Annotated in this window: 8 protein-coding genes; 6 read left to right on the top strand and 2 right to left on the bottom strand. The window is 47.1% G+C overall.

Going from position 1 to position 21,118, the window contains the following annotated elements:
• Positions 1–60: 60 nt before the first annotated feature.
• A complete protein-coding gene (locus Q5H80_RS09930; protein WP_304564632.1) occupies positions 61–1,056 on the bottom strand; it encodes a TRAP transporter substrate-binding protein in 996 nt (331 codons plus the stop codon).
• A 509-nt stretch (positions 1,057–1,565) separates the two neighbouring features.
• Here Q5H80_RS09930 and Q5H80_RS09935 point away from each other — a divergent pair.
• A complete protein-coding gene (locus tag Q5H80_RS09935; protein ID WP_132942085.1) occupies positions 1,566–1,973 on the top strand; it encodes a thioesterase family protein in 408 nt (135 codons plus the stop codon).
• A 20-nt stretch (positions 1,974–1,993) separates the two neighbouring features.
• Here Q5H80_RS09935 and Q5H80_RS09940 read toward each other — a convergent pair whose 3' ends face one another.
• Positions 1,994–2,821, bottom strand: coding sequence for a 4'-phosphopantetheinyl transferase superfamily protein (locus tag Q5H80_RS09940; RefSeq protein WP_304564633.1), 828 nt, complete (start codon positions 2,819–2,821; stop codon positions 1,994–1,996).
• A gap of 518 nt (positions 2,822–3,339) precedes the next feature.
• On the opposite strand from Q5H80_RS09940, the gene Q5H80_RS21150 reads away from it, so the two are divergent.
• From Q5H80_RS21150 to pfaD, 5 genes are read left to right on the top strand one after another with little or no spacing between them, the layout of a single operon-like run.
• The gene (locus Q5H80_RS21150; RefSeq protein ID WP_369809697.1) at positions 3,340–3,531 is read left to right on the top strand and encodes a hypothetical protein; all 192 of its coding nucleotides are present in this window, start codon (positions 3,340–3,342) and stop codon (positions 3,529–3,531) included.
• Entirely contained in the window at positions 3,531–11,387 is a 7,857-nt protein-coding gene (locus Q5H80_RS09945) for a type I polyketide synthase (protein ID WP_304564634.1), read from the top strand. The genes Q5H80_RS21150 and Q5H80_RS09945 overlap by 1 nt, the downstream gene beginning before the upstream one ends.
• Entirely contained in the window at positions 11,387–13,444 is a 2,058-nt protein-coding gene (locus Q5H80_RS09950) for a PfaB family protein (protein ID WP_304564635.1), read from the top strand. Before Q5H80_RS09945 ends, Q5H80_RS09950 begins: the two co-directional genes overlap by 1 nt.
• A complete protein-coding gene (locus Q5H80_RS09955; RefSeq protein ID WP_304564636.1) occupies positions 13,441–19,380 on the top strand; it encodes a beta-ketoacyl synthase N-terminal-like domain-containing protein in 5,940 nt (1,979 codons plus the stop codon). Before Q5H80_RS09950 ends, Q5H80_RS09955 begins: the two co-directional genes overlap by 4 nt.
• Positions 19,381–19,418: 38 nt before the next feature.
• Entirely contained in the window at positions 19,419–21,056 is a 1,638-nt protein-coding gene (pfaD, locus tag Q5H80_RS09960; protein WP_304564637.1) for an eicosapentaenoate synthase subunit PfaD, read from the top strand.
• The last annotated feature ends 62 nt before the right edge of the window (positions 21,057–21,118 follow it).

Below are 21,118 nucleotides of genomic sequence, written 5' to 3' on the forward strand. Positions count from 1 at the left end.
ACTCCGCTTATAGTTATTTTAATAAGGAGTGGCGAAATGCACGCCACTCCCTTAGCGGTGTTATTGGTTTGAAGCTAACGCTGCATCGATAAGATCTGAACCGATGTCTTTTTCAAACTTCTTCCATACTGGTTGAAGCGCAGTTACCCATGCTTCACGCTGTTCAGGCGTAAGCGCACGAACCTCACCACCAGCTTCGATGATATTGTTTTTGTTCGCTAGGTTAACTTTTGAAGATTCTGCGTTACGAGTCTCAGACACTTCTTGAACGATTGTGCCAAGTTGCGTACGTACATCTTCAGGTAGGTCTTTCCAGAAGTCGTTTGACGTTACAACTAGGTAATCCAAGATACCGTGATTGGTTTCAGTCACGCCGTCTTGTACTTCAAAGAACTTCTTACCGTAGATGTTTGACCATGTGTTCTCTTGGCCATCGATAACCTTAGTTTGCAGGCCACCGTATACTTCTTTGAAAGACATCTTCTGTGGGTTAGCGCCTAGCTGTTCAAACTGAGCAACCAAGACGTCTGATGCTTGAACACGGAATTTCAAACCTTCCGCGTCTTCAGGGTTGATAAGAGGTTTGTTCGCCGACATCTGTTTCATGCCATTGTGCCAAAACGCAAGGCCTTGTAGACCACGACGTTTCATTGCATTCTTCAGTTTTTCACCAGATTCTGAGTTTTGGAAACGGTCAACGGCGTCTACATCTTCAAATAGGAATGGAAGGTCAAAAATGCGGTATTTCTTAGTGAACTTCTCAAATTTAGACAGCGAAGGTGCCGCCATTTGAACATCACCATTTAACAGGGCTTCCAGTACCTTATTATCATCGTAAAGCGTCGAGTTAGGGAAAACTTGCATACAAGCTTTACCATTCATTTCAGTGTTTACTCGCTCTTCCAGTAAAGAAGCGGCAATGCCTTTCGGGTGCTTGTCGGTATTGGTCACATGACTGAATTTAATCACGATTTCACCAGGATCACAGTTTGCAGCAGCATTAAAACTTGTGAGCGCCAGAGCAGATACAGACAGCAGGGTAAGAGGCTTAAACATTATTATTCTCCTTAGTAAACAAAGCAGCCCTTCAATGGGAACTGCGTGCTTTCACTAAGGCAATTAGCGCGCCACATTAACACAAATCATTAACAACCCTTTAACCATAAGGCTTCATGATATCTGCCAGCAGTAGTTACCAACTCGCTGCAAAAATTAATGGGTGGGAAATGACACATAAAATATTTGTAAATGGGTGGAAGCTGGCCAATGTATTAGTAATGAATGAGGTCTGACCAAAAGCTCAAGAGTCGATGATGCCTTGAAGTAATTTCAACCTATCCTGTAGAGTGCTGCACAACTTAATCAGATTTATACCAATCACAGTGAATAAGTGATCAGAAATAGCGCAGGAAAAAGGCTTGAGAACAAGGCATGATTTTTTGATAAGTAGTTATTCTACAATCAAAAATTCTAACGCTGTTATCGAGTATTTTAACCAGCTAGAGCGAGCAGTTATTTACTACGATTGGTATTGTAACAACACTACTTAATAAGAGTTGATATCAATGAGCCAGGTCTACCATCACCCAGTACAAATTTACTATGAAGATACCGATCACTCAGGTGTGGTTTATCACCCCAACTTTCTAAAGTATTTCGAGCGTGCACGCGAGCATGTATTGGGCAGCGACAAACTGGCGGAGTTGTGGAATGAACATGGATTGGGTTTTGCGGTATATAAAGCCAACATGACTTTCCAAGATGGGGTTGAGTTCGCTGAGATTTGCGATATCAGAACCTCTTTTGAACTCGATGGAAAATACAAAACGCTATGGCGACAAGAAGTGTGGCGCAAAGATGCCACTAAGCCTGCGGTGATTGGTGATATTGAAATGGTCTGCCTTGATAAAGACAAGCAACTTCAGCCTGTACCCGCTGAAGTATTAAAAGCGATGCTTGGTGAGTCGAGCTAACCTCACCTCACCAAGTTAGCTTAAAAGAGATGAGATGATGCAAAGGTTCTCATCTCTATCTGCATCGGTAGCAAATTTCCGCCGAGCGTAACCGCAAAGCGATACTGCTCATCCAACCGCCCTAAGCAACATTGCCAATCTGTAGAAATATCAGTTTGCTCAGTAACATCCAACCCAACTCCACTGTATATGCTGATTTCACCATGAAATCTAATTTCATCCTGCAAGTTTGGTTGAAAATCCGAAGGGTGAATTGGCAATGTTTGCTCCGTCAGATTGGAGAAATCAAACGAAAAGCTTCGCAACGATGTGGCTAGCCCCCTGCCCGTCGCTTTGATATACGACTCCTTCAGCGCCCACAGATCGAAAAAGCGCTCTCTTTGTTCTTCTTTGCTGAGCTCAAGTAAATCCGTCAATTCCGTATCTGAAAAATAGTGCTTCATGATCGAGTCGATATTGGTCGAGCTTCTGGCATGTTCGATATCGACGCCTAATTGAAGTGACTTCCCTTCTCTCTGGCAAACTGCGATTAACAAATATTCTTTGCTATGACTGATATTGAAATTCAGGCCGGTTTCTATTTGTTGTTTCTCAATTAATCTTGGCTTTCCTTTCTCACCATAATCAAATCGCCACGCTTCAGGTGCTAAATCCGAATAGCAAGACAACACACCTCTTAAATAGTTACGAACATACAAGGCTTGAACTTGAGATGAGGGTATTCGATACCGCTCAACTTTCACTATTTCATCGTCCGTTAATGTCTGTTTTAAATATGACCTGCTATCGGAATCGTCACGCAAATCGCTCAGAGAACATAGCCATAGATCGACGACTGGTTTTTCCATTTTACTCATACTCACTGATTCAAACCACTCATCAAAAAAACATCAAAACGCACAAATTTAACTCACCTATAATTCGAGATAAACATAGAGAATCTGCGCAGGAAACACCCTTCATATACGGGCTTAAAACTAACTTTTCAAATAATAACAAATTAAAACACAGATCACACTTCACCTTACGGAATAGGCACCTATTAAATGTTAGTTACAAAAATCTGACATAGATCTCACAAAGCAAATAAATAGAGCATAAACACTAAAAAAATACACATACCTATTAATTATCAATAGGTTAATCCAATCAAAAATACAAAAAACAAAAGTTCCGTAAAATCATCTGGTCTGAACAGATCATAGTGGCCTCTGGGAGCATTGTATCAGCAACTCACCTCGGGTAGCCTGCTCAACCATTAAACAAATTCACACGTTTTCTTTGCGGATACCGACTTGTCATTTAGTCAGACTTTGAACAGGATTTTAATGGACATCGCCTCAACATTTGAATGCCACCGTCGCGCATGAAACACCTCCCCTACTCTCGTAAGTCAACGCACTTCGAAAGCCTAGTTTCTATCTGGTTGCCGCTACTCAGCAACCTGAATTTTCAGCTGTGCTTCCCTAAATCTGTTTCAGATTTTCTTTCTATAAATTTACAAGCGCAGCCTCAAAACACGACATCACTTTCTGTGATTTCTAGTGGAGACTCATAATGAGCCAACCCGAGACAAATACACCGGAATCAGTCGACGATTCTCGACTGAATAAACGCCTTAAAGACATGCCTGTGGCTATCGTTGGTATGGCGAGCATGTTTGCAAACTCTCGTTACCTGAATAAATTTTGGGACCTTATTAGCGAAAAGATCGATGCAATTACTGAAGTGCCAGATACGCACTGGCGTCCAGAAGATTACTACGATTCAGATCGTACTACGCCAGACAAGTCTTACTGTAAGCGCGGTGGTTTCATCCCTGAAGTGGACTTCAACCCAATGGAGTTCGGCCTTCCGCCAAATATCCTAGAACTGACTGATACGTCACAGCTGCTTTCTCTGATCGTTGCAAAAGAAGTACTTGAAGATGCCAAGCTACCTGAAGGCTACGACCGCGATAAGATCGGTATCACGCTAGGTGTTGGTGGTGGTCAGAAGATCGCTCAAAGCCTTAACGCTCGTCTTCAATACCCTGTTTTGAAAAAAGTATTCAAGAGCAGTGGCATCAACGACGAAGACAGCGAAATGCTGATCAAAAAGTTCCAAGACCAATACATCCACTGGGAGGAAAACTCATTCCCTGGTTCATTGGGTAACGTAATTTCAGGTCGTATCGCTAACCGCTTTGACCTTGGTGGCATCAACTGTGTAGTAGATGCTGCTTGTGCAGGCTCTCTAGCTGCAATGCGCATGGCACTGAGCGAGCTGGTTGAAGGCCGCAGTGAAATGATGATCACAGGTGGCGTGTGTACAGATAACTCGCCAACCATGTACATGAGCTTCTCTAAAACACCTGCATTTACCACCAATGAAACCATTCAACCTTTCGACATCGACTCAAAAGGCATGATGATTGGTGAAGGCATCGGCATGGTTGCTCTTAAGCGTCTTGAAGATGCAGAGCGCGACGGCGACAGAATCTACTCAGTGATTAAAGGTGTGGGTTCTTCGTCAGACGGTAAGTTCAAGAGTATTTACGCACCTCGTCCTGAAGGGCAAGCTAAAGCACTGAAACGCGCTTACGATGATGCAGGTTTTGCACCACACACGCTTGGCTTACTAGAAGCGCACGGTACTGGTACAGCAGCAGGTGATGTAGCTGAATTTGGTGGCTTAAACTCAGTATTCAGCGAGAACAACGAAGAGAAGCAACACATTGCGTTAGGTTCTGTGAAATCTCAAATAGGTCACACCAAATCAACTGCGGGTACTGCAGGTCTAATCAAAGCTGCATTAGCACTGCACCACAAAGTACTGCCGCCAACGATTAACGTATCGGCTCCGAATCCTAAGTTAGATATCGAGAACTCACCGTTCTACCTAAACACCCAAACGCGTCCTTGGATGAAACGTGTCGACGGCACACCGCGCCGTGCAGGTATCAGCTCATTTGGTTTTGGTGGCACTAACTTCCACGTTGTATTGGAAGAGTACACACCAGAACACGCTCGCGGTGACAAATACCGTCAGCGCCAAGTACCTCAAACTCTATTGTTCAGCGCAGAGTCTCGCCAAGCACTGATCAATGAGCTCAAGCAGGTTTCAACTCAAGCTACAGATGCTGCGTTCAAACTGGAAACGCTTGCTGAGCAACACGCTCTACGCGAAGTTGACGCTAAGCATGCACGTCTTGGTTTAGTCGTTACTGACCAAGCAGACCTTCAAGCGCAACTGACTCAAGCGGTTTCTATGCTTGAGAGCCAAACCAAAGCACATTGGCAGATGCCAAACGGTACTAGCTACCGTGAGTCGGCACTGATTGCAGAAAACGGCGCAGGTAAAGTGGCTGCGCTATTTGCAGGTCAAGGGTCGCAATACCTAAACATGGGTCGCGAGCTTGCTTGTCATTACCCTGAGATGCGCCAACAGCTTTCTCAAGCGGATCAAGTATTTGGTCAGCACAAGAAAACGGCTCTGTCGCAAATTCTGTTCCCAATTCCAACTTTCACACCAGAAGCAACCAAAGCTCAAGAAGCTGTACTAACCAACACCGCCAATGCGCAAAGTGCGATTGGTACTGTGTCTATGGGTCAGTTCGACATCATGACTCAAGCTGGCTTCAAAGCAGACATGGTCGCAGGCCACAGCTTTGGTGAGCTAAGTGCACTATGTGCATCGGGTGTTATCTCGCAAGACGATTACTACCAGCTAGCTTTCGCTCGTGGCGATGCGATGGCAGCGACACCTGAACAAGGCGACAGCGGTACTATGTTTGCGGTCATCCTAGACGCAGACAAACTTCCAGCCGTTGAAAGCTGCATCAGCCAATTCGAAGGCGTGAGTATTGCCAACTACAATGCTCCGACTCAACTGGTTATTGCAGGTCCAACTGCGACGGTTCAACAAGCAGCACAAGCGCTAACAGAACAAGGCTTCAAAGCAATTGCTCTGCCAGTATCTGGTGCTTTCCACACACCGCTTGTTGCTCACGCTCAAAAACCATTTGCTGCTGCAATTGATAAAGCTTCATTCAGCGCTCCGACGCTGCCGCTTTACTCAAACGCAACGGGCAAACTGCACAGCAAAGACGCGAAAGCTATTAAGAAAGCGTTCAAGCAACACATGCTGCAATCGGTTCGTTTCAGCGAGCAAATTGAAGCGATGTATGAAGCAGGTGCTCGTGTATTCGTTGAGTTCGGTCCGAAAAATATTCTTCAAAAGCTGGTTGAGAAAACATTGGCTGATAAGAACGAAGAGCTTTACGCAATCAGCATTAACCCAAGCCCTAAAGGCGACAGTGACCAACAGCTTCGCCTAGCTGCGGTTCAACTGTGCGTGGCAGGTGTTTCACTAGACAACATTGACCCTTACCAAGCTGACATTGCTGAACCTGCAAAGGCGTCACCAATGAACATCAAGCTGAATGCAACCAACTACATCAGCCCTGCTACTCGTAAGAAAATGGATCAATCATTGGCTTCGGGCAACGTCACCGAGAAGACTGAGATTGTGGAAGTGAAAGTTGAAGTCGAGAAAATCGTGGAAAAAGAAGTGATAAAAACAGAAATTGTTGAAGTACCTGTTGCAGCTCCTCAAGCTTCAAATGTACAACCGTCAGTTGCACCAGCATCAAGTACGCCAGTATCAGCAGCGCAGCAGCCTCTCGTCGCTCAAACAGCACCAGCGACTATTCAGCCAGCAGCCCAAGTAACGGTTGATGAATCTTCACTGCAGTCGTTCTTCAACGCTCAACAACAAGCAGCCGAAGTACATCAGCAATTCTTGGCTATTCCTCAGCAATACGGTGACACGTTCAACACCCTAATGTCTGAGCAAGCGAAAATGGCAACAGCAGGCGTAGCAATTCCTGAAAACCTACAACGTTCTATGGAGATGTTCCACCAGCACCAAGCTGAGACGCTAAAAGCTCACGCTCATTACCTAGAGATGCAATCGCACAGCAACAGCTCTGCACTTAATATGCTGACGCAAGGTTCAGTACAAACGGCACAACCAACTTTCGTTGCGCCAGTAAATGCCCAGCCAGCGATTCAAGCTCCATCGACTCAAGCAGCTGTCGTCCAACAGCCTGTAGCTCAAGTACAAGCGACTCCTGTTCAAGCTGCGCCAGTTCAAAATACAACAGCTCAACAAGCTCCAGTACAGGAAGCCGTTCCTACACCACAAGTAGCGGCTCAAGCGGCAGCGCCTGTTGCAGCTCAACCTGTACCAGTTAAAGCGCAACCTGCTCCTGTGGCTGCACCAGCAGCAGTACAATCAGCGGATGCTGAAAAAGTCATGCTCGAAGTGGTCGCCGAGAAAACGGGTTACCCAACGGAAATGCTTGATCTAGAAATGGACATGGAAGCAGACCTTGGTATCGACTCAATCAAGCGCGTAGAGATTCTTGGTACCGTTCAAGACGAAATGCCAAACCTACCTGAGCTGAACCCTGAAGATTTAGCTGAGTGTCGTACTCTTGGTGAAATCGTCGACTATATGAACAGTAAAAGCATGAACAGCAAGATGCCAGCATCAGCGCCTGTGGCAGCACAGCCAAGTGCAACGGCTCCTGTTCAAGCTGCTAATAGTCTTGATGCAAAAGTCGTTCAACAAACCATGCTAGAAGTGGTTGCTGAGAAGACAGGTTACCCAACAGAAATGCTTGATCTAGAAATGGATATGGAAGCAGACCTTGGTATCGACTCAATCAAGCGTGTTGAGATCCTTGGTACGGTTCAAGATGAACTGCCTACTCTTCCAGAGCTAAACCCTGAAGACTTAGCTGAGTGTCGTACTCTTGGCGAAATCGTTAGCTACATGAACAGCAAGCTTCCAGCTTCTGCGCCAGTGTCTTCACAAGCAACAGCAGTTGCTCCGGTCACATCTAACAACGGACTAGATGCCGCTGTCGTTCAAAAAACCATGTTAGAAGTGGTAGCAGAGAAGACGGGCTACCCGACTGAAATGCTAGACCTAGCAATGGACATGGAAGCAGATCTTGGTATCGACTCAATCAAGCGTGTTGAAATTCTAGGTACGGTTCAAGACGAGCTACCGACTCTTCCAGAACTGAACCCTGAAGACCTCGCTGAGTGTCGTACTCTAGGCGAGATCGTTGCTTACATGAATACTAAAAGCATGAACAGTAAGCTTCCAGCTTCTGCTCCAGTAGCAGCTCAAGTATCTGCACCAGTACAAGCAGTATCAAACGGTTTAAACGCAGAACAAGTTCAAGGCACAATGCTGAGCGTAGTGGCTGATAAAACTGGCTACCCAACAGAAATGCTAGACCTAGCAATGGACATGGAAGCAGACCTTGGCATCGACTCAATCAAACGTGTTGAGATCCTTGGTACGGTTCAAGACCAGCTACCAACATTGCCAGAGCTGAACCCTGAAGACCTAGCTGAGTGCCGCACTCTGGGTGAAATCGTTGCTTACATGAACAGCAAACTAGGTGCTAATGCAGCACCTGCTCCAGAAGCAACTGCAACCGCTACAGAAAGCGCAAGCAACGACCTAAACCCTGCTCATGTTCAATCGACAATGATGGAAGTGGTTGCCGACAAAACAGGCTACCCAGCAGAAATGCTCGACCTAGCGATGGACATGGAAGCTGACCTTGGCATCGACTCAATCAAACGTGTTGAGATCCTTGGTACGGTTCAAGACCAGCTACCAACGCTGCCAGAACTAAACCCTGAAGACCTAGCAGAGTGTCGTACACTTGGTGAAATCGTTACCTACATGCAAAGCAAGCTATCCGCTGCTGCACCCGCAGCGACTCCTCAAGCTCAACCTGTAACGCCTATCGCAGAAGCAGCGACAACAGAACTTCCTCCACACAATGAAGTAGCGCTAAAAAAGCTACCAGCGGCAGATAAACTCGTCGATTGTTTCTCAAAAGACGCTTGTGTCGTGATCACCGATGATGGTCACAACGCTGGTGTTCTAGCAGAAAAGTTGACCGCTAACGGCATTCAAGTTGCTGTAGTGCGTAGTGCTACTTCTGTCGCGTCACCTTTAAACAGTGAAATCGCAAGCTACACACTCAACAGCGTCGATGATGCTGGTGTAACTGCGGTTATTAACGACATCGAAGCAGACCTTAAAACGTCGAACAAAGTGATTGCTGGCTTCATTCATCTACAAGCTATCGTTGATGCGAAACAAAGCAACGAGCAAGCTGTTAACTTGAATGCAGACTCAAGAACTTCACTGACGACAGCGTTCTTATTCGCGAAGCACCTAAATGGCCAACTGAATGCGGTTTCTGGTCGCAGCGTGTTCTTCACCCTAAGCCGTATCGATGGTGGCTTTGGTTACCTAGATGCTAAGCAATTAGCGAATGCAGAACTTAACCAAGCAGCGCTGTCTGGTCTAACTAAGACACTGAGCCACGAATGGTCAAACGTGTTCTGCCGTGCATTGGATGCTGATGCTTCTATTGATGCTCGTCACCTTGCTGAAGCTATCACTGGCGAACTGTTCGATATCGACACCAACACGGTGGAAATCGGCCTTAGCCATGCGGAAAGTGGTGAATCTGGTCGTGCAACATTGATTGCGACAACACCAGGTGCTGCACAAACCAAAAACACAGGCGCTCAACTCACCAAGAGCGACAAAGTTCTCGTAACGGGTGGCGCTAAAGGCGTGACGTTTGAATGTGCACTGACGCTTGCTAAGCAATGTAAGTCTCACTTCATTCTTGCAGGTCGTAGTAAGCATATTACTTCAGCGGAGCTACCTCAGTGGGCACAAGGCAAGCAAGAGAAAGAGCTAAAACCAGCGGCTATCGCTCACCTACAAGCAACAGGTGACAAACCAACGCCGAAGAAAGTTGATGCCTTGCTAAAACCTGTATTGAGCAGCCTTGAAATCAACGCAGCACTTGCCGCTTTCAACGAGATTGGCGCGAGCGCTGAATACCTAAGCTTAGATGTGTCGAACCATGAGTCAGTAGCGAAAACGCTGGCAAACTTCGACGGCATTACGGGTCTTATCCACGGTGCAGGTGTACTGGCTGACAAACACATTCAAGATAAAACGCTTGATGAACTGAACATGGTTTACGGCACGAAAGTGGGTGGATTAGAAGCGGTTCTTGGTGGTCTTGATAGCAGCAAGCTAAAGCTGATTGCGATGTTCTCTTCGGCAGCGGGTTTCTACGGAAATACAGGCCAAAGTGATTACTCAATGTCTAACGAGATCCTAAACAAAGCGGCTCTGCAATTGTCTGCGCGTAACCCTCAAGCGAAAGTGATGAGCTTCAACTGGGGACCGTGGGACGGTGGCATGGTCAACGCAGCACTGAAACGTATGTTTACAGAGCGCGGTGTTTACGTGATCCCTCTTCAGGCGGGTGCAGAGCTATTTAGTTCTCAGCTACTGAACGAAACTGGCATTCAATTGCTGGTTGGTACGAGCATGCAAGGTTCTGACAACAAGGAAGCTGCTGTAAAAAAGCTTAATGCGGAGTCTATGCATCTTGCAAAGAGTCCGCTGAATACAAGCATCACTGTGACACGTCATCTTGATCCGAAGGCATTGCCTTTCATTCAAGATCACTGCATTGCCGGTAACCCAGTGTTACCGACAGTGTGTGCTATCCAATGGATGCGTGAAGTGGCTGAGCAACTGCTAGGGGTGAACGTCAGCGTTCACAACTACAAACTGCTGAAAGGTGTGATTTTTGATACTGATGAAGTGCAAGAGCTGAAACTGGTTCTTTCCTCTGACGCTAAATCAAAAGATCAGCTAAAAGCGGTGATCAGTTGCCAAGGGCGACCACAGTATCAAGCTCAGTTGCAAGTCGCCTCTGTACTAGTGTCTGAAGATGTTCAACAAGCGTCAGTAAAGCGTTTTGAAGCCAATACTTCAGCACCCGTAACAACAGCACAAGCTCTATACAGTGACGGCACTCTGTTTCATGGACCAAGATTGCAAGGTATTACCTCAGTTGAACGCTTTGACGACTTAGGCTTATTGGCTCAGTGCCAGTTGCCTCAGATTGAAAACAGCGACTGCGGATCATTTATTCCTAAGCAAGGCTTTGGTGATAGCCAACCATTTGCTGAAGATTATCTGTTGCAAGCAATGCTGGTATGGGCTCGATTGAAGTACGGCGCGGCAAGCCTACCGTCTGCAATTGGTGAGTTTATTTGTTACGCACCAATGCACAATGGTGACCAAGGTTGGCTAGAGCTCAGCGTGATAAAAAGCACGGCTCGTTCGCTGCAAGCTGATATCTCGCTTTACCACCAAGATGGTCGTTTAAGCGCGGTAATGAAAGGTGCCAAAGTCACCATCAGCAAGAGCTTAAATGACGCATTTTTGCCGAAGTCTAGCTCAGCAGTAGCGAGTAAGACTAAAACAGATAAGAAAACAGAAAAGGAGCAATTGTCATAGTGACTGTTCCTACTAATAAAGCGATGCCATTGCGCATCGCTCTTTTAGCTCAGCCAGTAAACGCGGCTGAGCTTTCTGCCGACTTATTACCTTTGTTTCCTGAGATGGTTACTGTTGTAGTTGACAGCAATTTTAATCAAGCACTTAGCCGTGCGGTTGAGACTATAAATCAAGGCGCTGCTGTTAAACTCTGTTTGGATTCTCACTCACCATCATTGTTGATGTTAAGTGCGCTGAATGCTGCTCAGAATAAGATTCACCCACACGCAAATTTGGCAGGCTTTGCCGAAGCTCTTGATCTAGATAATGGAGATAGCGTTCAGCTCGCTCTGGATATTGCACGCCGCCCAACTTCGGATTTAAGCCATCAACAGCAATATTCTGCTCTCTCTGCTTCGCAGCAGTTTGAGGAATTGTTGAATATGGTTAATGTAATATCGAGCCGTTCATTGCCGAACCATTCATTACCGAGCCATTATTGGTTCACTGAGCCGAACAAAGCTCGTGTTGCTTCATTGACCTTCAATGACGATAGCCCAAAATCCACCAGCCTGATATTGACTCAAGCGACCGGTTTGCAAGAACCAAAGCCCTTACTATCGAGCGAACGTTTGATGTTTGTGGTTTCAGGCAATGAACAAGCCGAATTGCTTTCTCAGTTAACCTCTTTAAAAGCAGAGCTTAAGTGCATTAGCGATTCGGCGGACAGCGAACTTGCTATCGCCACCCTGATGCATTCAAACCTAAATCACTTCCAAAGCGTTCAGCACAATGCTGACCTTGGCGCGAACATCGTGATTCAAGCGGCGTCAATTGATGCTGCACTACAAGAGATCACAGCGGTTGAAAATGCGTTGCCAAAAGTAATGGCTGACAATAGCCAATACAAGACTCCTGCGGGCAGTTGTTTCTCACCGAAACCTCAAAGCAAAGGTGGTGTTGCATTTGTTTACCCTGGTGTTGGCACGGTTTATCCCGGCATGTTGCGCGAGTTTCACCACTATTTCCCACAGTTATTTGCTCGCTTAGAGCGAGAAGGTAACTTGAATGAGATGCTACAGGCTGAAAAAACCTACGCTGAAGACTCGCAAGAAATGTCGCTCAGTGAATTGGCAATTGCAGGTGTGGGCAGTAGTTACTTACTAACGCAGCTATTGTGTGGCGAATTTAAAGTGCAGCCAGATTTCGCCTTGGGTTACTCCAAAGGTGAAGCCTCAATGTGGGCGAGCTTAAATGTTTGGAAAAAACCACATGCACTGATTGAGATGACTCAAACCAGTCCTATCTTCACCACGGCTATTTCGGGCGAACTCACCGCGGTGCGTCAAGATTGGCAGCTGAACGGCGACGAAAGCATCCAATGGAATAGCTTTGTGGTTCGCAGTGATGCGCAAGCGATTGAGGCTCTGTTACCGGAGTTTCCACGTGCTTACCTTGCTATTATCCAAGGTGACACCTGCGTACTGGCCGGTTGTGAAAGCACATGTCGTGCACTACTCAAAAAATTGGGTAAACGAGGCATTGCCGCGAATCGTGTTACCGCAATGCACACCACGCCAGCGTTGAGCCAACACAGCCAAGTGCGAGAGTTTTACACGCAACCACTGTTCGACGAGTTGCCAAGGCATATCCGCTTTATCAGCGCAGCTGGCTTGCCAACTGGCGCACCAATCAATATCGATAGCGGCAGCATCGCCCTTTCGATTGCCGACACTTTCTGTTCAACGCTGGATTTCACCGCGTTGATCCAGAGTGCGCGTCAGCAAGGTGCTCGCCTGTTTGTAGAAGTCGGTGCCGATCGTCAAACCAGCACATTGATCGACAAGATCAACCGCAGCGACAACGTAGCAGACCAAAACTGCACAATCGCTTCCAATGCCAAGGGTGGCGACGATGTTGTCACGCTCATCAAGTGCATTGGTCAGCTCATTACTCATCAAATCCCACTGTCTGTCGAGCCACTTATTCAAGGGCTAGAACAACAGATCACCGCCGCTAAGCAATTACGTGGTGTGTCTCAAGGCAGCGCAGTGAATCATCAAGGAGAGCTAGTATGAGTTCTCAATCGAATCAGGCTCAGAACAAACAGCAAGTGAAGTGCAATAAGATCGCGATTGTCGGTATTGCTAACCAATACCCTGAATCTGATACGCCAAAAGATTTTTGGCAAAACTTGCTAAACAAAAAAGATTCTCGAACCACATTAAGCGCTGAAAAGTTAGGCGCTAAGCCTGAAAGCTATCAGGGTGTACAAGGTGAATCAGACCGCTTTTACTGTGATAAAGGCGGCTACATCGAAAACTTCAATTTCGACAGCAATGGCTACCGCTTAACCGCGGAATCATTCAAAGGTGTCGACCAGAGTTTCCTTTGGGCTTTGGATACCAGCCGTAAGGCGTTAGTCGACGCAGGCGTTAATTTAAATGCCGATGTTTTAGAGCGCACTGGCGTGATCATGGGTGCCCTTTCGTTCCCAACGACACGTTCAAACGACTTGTTTCTGCCGATGTATCACTCGGTGGTCGAGAAAGCACTTAAAGATAAATTAGCTAATGACCAGTTTTCACTGCTACCAACCAATGAAACTGCTCAAGACCTCAACCCGATCAACGGTGCGGCAGCACACAACGCCTCTAAGTTAGTCGCTGATGCGCTAGGTTTAGGCAACGTGCAACTTAGCCTAGATGCGGCATGTGCAAGTTCAGTGTATTCATTGAAGTTAGCGTGTGATTACTTAAACACAGGCAAAGCCGACATGATGTTGGCAGGCGCGGTATCAGGAGCTGACCCATTCTTCATCAACATGGGTTTTTCCATCTTCCACGCTTACCCAGACCACGGCGTGTCGGTTCCGTTTGATAGCAACAGTAAAGGCTTGTTTGCTGGTGAAGGCGCTGGTGTATTAGTGCTAAAACGCTTAGCTGATGCCGAGCGTGATGGCGACAATATCTACGCAGTCGTCAACGGCATTGGTTTATCAAACGATGGTCGTGGTCAGTTCGTATTAAGCCCGAATAGCAAAGGACAAGTACAAGCCTTTGAACGCGCTTACGAGGCTTCAAACCTATCACCAGACAGCATTGAAGTGATTGAGTGTCACGCAACCGGCACACCATTAGGTGACAAGGTTGAGTTAACCTCAATGGAACGATTCTTTACTGAAAAATTGAATGGTTCTAACCCGCCATTGATTGGTTCTGCGAAATCAAACCTCGGTCACTTACTGACTGCGGCAGGTATGCCGGGGATCATGAAGATGATCTTTGCGATGAAAGAAGGCGTGCTGCCACCAAGTATTAACTTGGATAAGCCACTATCGTCGCCAGAAGGTTTATTTGGCTCGCAGACTCTACCAACGCAGGTTCAACCTTGGCCAAGTAAAGCGGGTAACTCAGAGCGCTGCGCAGGTGTGTCTGTATTTGGTTTCGGTGGTTGTAACGCTCACTTGCTGCTTGAAGCGTATTCTGACAAGAGTCATGCAAATCAGACTCTAGAGTCAGCTTCTCCAAGTCTACAATCGCCTAATTTAAGCATTACTGGCCTCGCATCGCACTTCGGCTCCCTGCAAAGTATCGATGCACTAAGTACTGCGATCGAGACCAACAACGATGCTTTCATTGCTTTGCCTAAGAAACGCTGGAAAGGCTTAGACCAACATCCAGAACTACTGAATCAATTTGGTTTACACGGCATTCCAAACGGAGCGTACATCGATCAATTCGATCTCGATTTCCTACGCTTCAAAGTGCCACCTAATGAAGATGACCGTTTGATCTCTCAGCAGTTGCTACTGATGAAAGTCGCAGACGAAGCGATCAAAGATGCCAAGCTCGTAGCAGGCCAAAAGGTTGCGGTTTTAGTCGCGATGGAAACTGAGCTTGAGATGCACCAATTCCGTGGACGCGTAAACCTGCATAGCCAATTGGCTGACAGCTTTGCCAACATGGGTATCGAACTAACTCAAGACGAATACCAAGCGCTAGAAACCATCGCGATGGACAGTGTGATGGACGCAGCCAAGCTGAACCAATACACCAGTTTCATCGGTAACATCATGGCTTCGCGTATCTCTTCATTGTGGGACTTTAACGGCCCTGCCTTTACGATTTCAGCCGCTGAACAATCAGTTGCACGTTGTATTGATGTCGCGCAAAACCTGATGTCGCAAGAATCGATGGACGCAGTTGTAATTGCAGCCGTCGACCTAAGCGGCAGTGCGGAACATGTGATTCTGAAGAACAGCATGAGCCCAGTGTCACTTTCTCCAAAATTCGGACAACCGCAAGACGGCAGTTGGAATGTCGGCGAAGGCGCGGGTGCAATCGTTCTTGTTAAAGAGAGTCGAGTAACAAGCAACCAAGATACGGCTTACGGCAGCATCAACGCATTAGCGTTTGGTTCAAGCGAGCGTAACAACGCCGTTGTTGATGAGTTACTGATTCAAGTCGGTATGAGCTCGAACGATGTTTCTCTGCTTGAACTTAACCATGCACCAGAGTCTTCATCTCATCAGTTCTCATCACATCAGTCTTCGCCTCTCAGCCTAGGGAACACAAAGACTACTCAAGCGAGTCAGCGTGTAGGTCACTGCTCTGCAGCCTCTGGTATGGCAAGCCTGCTACACGGTCTGCTCAATCTGAACCTTGAGTCTCTGAATCCAAATGTCAGCTCTAAGAGCGCGATTGTTGCCAACATCAGCGAAGGACAATGTTCACAGCTGCTACTAAGCCAATCGAGTGTTGAATCTCAATCACTTTCTGTTCGTTTAAGTAATGAACTGGCAAGTGATGCTAAACGTCAATTGGTTAAGCAAGTTACTCTTGGTGGTCGCGATATTTATCAACATATTGCCCAAACCCCAGTGACCAACTTGGCAACGATTCAACAGAAAGCTTCTGGTAAACAAGCAGCAAGAGTGGCGTCGATTCCAACGACAGCAAGCATTCAAGCAGCCCTTGCGCAAAAAGAGTTAGAGAAGAATGCATTAGCGCAGAAAGCGGTAGAGCCAGTCATCGAAACTCCTACATCAGTATCCCCTACTCTGGCGCCAACGCGCCACAGTCAGCTAACAGGTAACCACAGCAATATGACTCATGTCCTATCCGCTAAAAATGGCGTATCGAATATCGACGCTAATACGGATGCAGCATCACAGCCGTCTGTAACACCATACAACCAAGCTTTTGCTCAAAATCAGCAAGCAGCTCAGCAAGTACACAAAGCATTCCTGCACACTCGTGCCCAAGGCATGCAAATGGCTGATGCGCTATTAAAAGCACAGCTAAACGCAGTCACGTCTGGTTTAGATAGCAATGCCCTTATTCAACAAACAACTGGCCAACAAACGAATGGACAGCCTGTTCAAGCTCAAGCCCAGTCAGTGCCAGTCAACGTATTAGCGACTCCTGCACCTGTGAAGCCCGTTCGAAAGCCATGTATCTGGGATTACGATGATCTGGTTGAATACGCTGAAGGCGACATCGCTAACGTATTTGGTCCTGACTACGCGATCATTGATAGCTACTCGCGCCGCGTTCGTTTGCCAACCACCGACTACCTATTGGTATCCCGTGTGACTAAGCTGAACGCGACCGTTAACGAGTACAAGCCAAGCACAATGACCACAGAATACGACATCCCTGTTGATGCGCCGTATCTTGTTGATGGTCAGATCCCTTGGGCAGTAGCGGTTGAATCTGGCCAATGTGACCTGATGCTGATCAGCTACTTAGGCATTGATTTTGAAAACAAAGGCGAGCGCGTTTATCGCCTACTCGATTGTACGCTGACCTTCCTTGGCGACTTGCCTCGTGGTGGCGATACACTCCGTTACGACATCTCAATCAACAGCTTTGCTCGCAATGGCGACACACTACTTTTCTTCTTCTCGTACGAGTGTTTCGTTGGCGACAAGATGATCCTGAAAATGGATAACGGCTGTGCAGGCTTCTTCACTGATGAAGAGCTAGCAGACGGCAAAGGTGTGATTCACACTGAAGACGAGATCAAGGCTCGTAAGCTTGCCACTAAGCAACGCTTCGACCCGATTCTGCACTGCCCTAAAACGCAGTTTAACCACCAAGAGTTACGTCACCTGCTGACTGCGAACATTGCAGAGTGTTTTGGCCCAACTCACCAATCTGATCGCCACCAGCCTTCTCTATGCTTCAGCTCAGAGAAATTCATGATGATCGAAAAGGTCAGCCGTGTTGAACCACAAGGCGGCACATGGGGACTTGGTCTGATTGAAGGTCACAAACAGCTAGAGCCTGAGCACTGGTACTTCCCTTGTCACTTCAAAGATGACTCAGTAATGGCTGGCTCTTTGATGGCAGAAGGTTGTGGTCAACTGCTTCAGTTCTTCATGATGCACCTTGGCATGCACACGCTTGTTCAAAATGGTCGTTTCCAACCGCTTGAAAATGCCCCTCAACAAGTGCGTTGTCGTGGACAAGTGCTACCACAATCGGCAGAACTGACTTACCGCATGGAAGTGACTGAAATTGGTCTAAGCCCTCGCCCATACGCGAAGGCTAACATCGATATCTTGCTCAACGGCAAAGTGATTGTTGATTTCCAAAACTTAGGCGTGATGATAAAAGAAGACGACGAATGTACTCGTTACCTGCCTTCTTTAGAAACAGCTGTCGCGACCCCTGTTATTGAAAACTTGGGCCATACACCAGCAGTCAACCAACAAGCTTCAGCGAATGCGCCACTGATGGCACAAATTGAAGACCTAGAAACAACGCCAAATAAAGGCGTGATTCCTCTTCAACACGTTGAAGCGCCGGTAACGCCTGATTACCCGAACCGCACACCCGATACGGTTCCATTCACGCCTTATCACATGTTCGAATTCGCAACCGGCGATATCGAAAAATGTTTCGGCCCTGATTTCTCTATCTACCGTGGAATGATCCCACCACGTACTCCGTGTGGTGACTTACAGCTAACCACTCGTGTGGTTGAGATCGACGGTAAGCGTGGCGACTTCAAGAAACCTTCATCGTGTATCGCAGAATACGAAGTGCCAGAAAATGCATGGTACTTTGATGAAAACAGTCACCACACCTTGATGCCTTATTCGGTACTGATGGAGATTTCACTGCAGCCAAACGGCTTTATCTCTGGCTACATGGGTACAACACTGGGCTTCCCAGGTGAAGAACTGTTTTTCCGCAACCTAGATGGCAGTGGCAAAATGCTACGTAACGTCGACTTACGCGGTAAAACGATCACCAACGATTCTCGTCTACTTTCAACCGTAATGATGGGCACCAACATCGTACAGAGCTTCAGCTTCGAACTGAGCACTGACGGCGTACCTTTCTACCAAGGTACCGCGGTATTTGGTTACTTCAAAGGTGCAGCACTGAAAGATCAGCTTGGTTTGGACAACGGTAAAGTGACTCACCCTTGGCACGTTGATAACAACCGCACACCAGATGTAAACATCAACCTGCTAGACAAAACGACTCGTTACTTCAATGCACCTGTTTCTGCTACTGGTGAAGTGCAAGAGCACTACCAACTGGCTGGCGGTCGTTTGAACTTTATCGATACTGTGCAGATCACCAGCGATGGTGGTAAAGACGGTCTTGGTTACCTATATGCTGAGCGTACGATTGACCCAAGTGATTGGTTCTTCCAATTCCACTTCCATCAAGACCCAGTAATGCCAGGCTCTCTAGGTGTCGAAGCGATCATCGAGCTGATGCAAACCTACGCACTAAACAAAGATCTTGGCGCTGGCTTCCGCAATCCGAAGTTTGGTCAAATCCAATCTGAAGTGAAATGGAAATACCGTGGTCAGATTAATCCTCTGAACAAGCAGATGTCTCTGGATGTACACATCACTGCGATTAAAGACGAAGACGGTAAACGCATCATCGTTGGCGACGCAAACCTGAGCAAAGATGGTCTGCGTATTTACGAAGTGAAAGACATCGCGATTTGTATCGAAGAAGCTCCTGCTATCGATAAAGCATAAGCCGCCATTAGAGACAAAGAATTAGGAAATAATTTAGTATGACAACTCTAACTACAATCAATAACGAAAAGCTATCTCCGTGGCCTTGGCAGATCGAAGAGAACACAACTCACTTTGATAGCGCGGCAATGTCGACCATCTTAAAAGACTTGAGCCTTGCTTGTTACGTAGTAAACCATCCAGAAAAAGGCTTGGGCGTAAGCCAACAAGCGGAAATTACATCGGGTGATTCAGCAAGTGCAGCGAACAGCCAGCCTGTTAGCGCTTTTGCTCCTGCACTCGGTACACAAAGCTTGGGCGACGAAGAGTTTCGTCGCTGCCACGGCGTGAAATACGCTTACTATGCTGGCGCCATGGCAAACGGCATTTCATCTGAAGAGTTGGTGATTGCGCTTGGTCAGGCTGGCATTCTTTGTTCATTTGGCGCGGCGGGGTTAATCCCGTCTCGTGTTGAGCAAGCGATCAACCGCATTCAGGCTGCACTACCAAACGGTCCTTACGCGTTTAACCTGATTCACAGCCCAAGCGAACCCGCGCTAGAACGTGGCAGTGTTGAACTATTTTTGAAGCACAAAGTGAAAACGGTTGAGGCTTCTGCCTTCTTAGGTCTAACACCGCAAATCGTTCACTACCGTGCTGCTGGCCTTAGCCGCGATGCACAAGGTGAGGTTCAGATAGGCAACAAAGTTATTGCCAAGGTAAGCCGTACTGAAGTCGCAAGTAAATTCATGCAACCTGCTCCTGTGAAAATGCTGCAAGCTTTGGTTGATGAAGGCCGAATCACAGCAGAACAGATGGAACTGGCACAGTTGGTTCCTATGGCTGATGACATTACCGCAGAAGCCGACTCTGGTGGTCACACTGATAACCGTCCACTGGTTACCCTACTGCCAACGATTCTTGCCCTGAAAGAGCAAATCCAAGCACAGTACCAATTCAAAACTCCGCTACGTGTCGGTTGTGGTGGTGGCGTAGGTACGCCTGACGCTGCTCTAGCGACGTTTAACATGGGTGCTGCTTACATTGTTACGGGTTCAATCAACCAAGCGTGTGTTGAGGCTGGCGCGAGCGATCACACACGTAAGCTGCTTTCGACAACTGAAATGGCTGACGTGACTATGGCTCCGGCGGCCGACATGTTCGAAATGGGCGTGAAACTGCAAGTGGTTAAGCGCGGCACTCTATTCCCAATGCGTGCAAACAAACTGTATGAGCTATACACACGTTACGACTCGATTGAAGCGATTCCAGTTGAAGAACGCCTAAAGCTAGAGAAGCAGGTATTCCGTTCAACACTGGATGACATTTGGGCTGGCACTGTGGCTCACTTTAACGAGCGCGACCCTAAACAGATCGAACGTGTTGAAGGTAACCCGAAACGTAAGATGGCGTTGATCTTCCGTTGGTACTTGGGTCTTTCTAGTCGTTGGTCAAACACAGGTGAACAAGGTCGTGAAATGGATTACCAAGTATGGGCAGGCCCTGCACTTGGCGCATTCAACGCATGGGCAAAAGACAGCTATCTAGATGATTACCAACAGCGTAATGCCGTTGATCTTGCTAAGCATCTGATGCACGGTGCGGCTTACTTAGCACGTGTTAACCTGCTGACCTCTCAAGGCATCAAGCTTGCTCCAGAGCTAGCACGTTGGAAGCCAACTCAAAGGATGGCGTAAGTGCCGAGTAGCTAGCTAAATTTTACGAAATAAAAAAGCGACCTTAATTAGGTCGCTTTTCT

Origin of the sequence: Vibrio sp. SNU_ST1, from assembly GCF_030563405.1 — a bacterium.
GTDB lineage: Bacteria > Pseudomonadota > Gammaproteobacteria > Enterobacterales > Vibrionaceae > Vibrio.

Coding starts and splice junctions, on each gene's coding strand:
- Q5H80_RS09930 (WP_304564632.1), bottom strand. CDS start 1,056: ATGTTTAAGCCTCTTACCCTGCTGTCTGTATCTGCTCTGGCGCTCACA.
- Q5H80_RS09935 (WP_132942085.1), top strand. CDS start 1,566: ATGAGCCAGGTCTACCATCACCCAGTACAAATTTACTATGAAGATACC.
- Q5H80_RS09940 (WP_304564633.1), bottom strand. CDS start 2,821: ATGGAAAAACCAGTCGTCGATCTATGGCTATGTTCTCTGAGCGATTTG.
- Q5H80_RS21150 (WP_369809697.1), top strand. CDS start 3,340: ATGAAACACCTCCCCTACTCTCGTAAGTCAACGCACTTCGAAAGCCTA.
- Q5H80_RS09945 (WP_304564634.1), top strand. CDS start 3,531: ATGAGCCAACCCGAGACAAATACACCGGAATCAGTCGACGATTCTCGA.
- Q5H80_RS09955 (WP_304564636.1), top strand. CDS start 13,441: ATGAGTTCTCAATCGAATCAGGCTCAGAACAAACAGCAAGTGAAGTGC.
- pfaD (WP_304564637.1), top strand. CDS start 19,419: ATGACAACTCTAACTACAATCAATAACGAAAAGCTATCTCCGTGGCCT.